This window comes from Streptomyces sp. DH37 (assembly GCF_029813835.1).
Classification (GTDB): domain Bacteria; phylum Actinomycetota; class Actinomycetes; order Streptomycetales; family Streptomycetaceae; genus Streptomyces.
Genome location: NZ_JARVKV010000169.1, coordinates 1 through 484, shown reverse-complemented (window position 1 = coordinate 484; position 484 = coordinate 1). Strand labels below are relative to the sequence as shown.

At 75.0% G+C, this 484-nt stretch carries 1 protein-coding gene; it reads right to left on the bottom strand.

Going from position 1 to position 484, the window contains the following annotated elements:
• On the bottom strand, nucleotides 1-484 hold a 484-nt coding region (locus tag QC029_RS30510; RefSeq protein ID WP_279559081.1), incomplete at both ends, for a hypothetical protein.

The window sequence follows — 484 nt, the reverse complement described above, 5'->3', positions numbered from 1 at the left end:
CTCATCGCGTGGGCGACGCTCAGCAGGCCCCTGTGCTGTGTCCGCCGCCGCCCCTTCCAGCGGTCCACGGTCACCTCGAAGACCGGGGTCATGCGGTACGTGGGAGTGGGGCCGTCGTAGGTGACCCGCGCGATGTGGATGTCCCCCGAGGCCGAGGACGTCGCCGTCGAGCGGTGCCACATCGCGTCGCCGTGGAGCTCGGCCTGCTCCCGGCCGCCCGGCCGCCCCGCGTGGTGGCCGTCGTGGCCCTCTGCGTGGTCCCCCGACCCGGCTTCCCCGGCCTCCTCGACCTCCGAACCGAAACGGGCCTGCGGCCCGGCGGCGGCGGTCACGCCCAGCCCCCGGCTCCTGTCGCGGTGCTCCTCGGACTGCTGGGAGCCGTAGGCGTACTGCTCCAGCTCCACACCGCCTCCGGTGCCGACCGGCACCGGGTCGTAGCCGCGCAGCCGCAGGGTGAGGGTCTGCTCCCAGTCGTCCCCGGGCT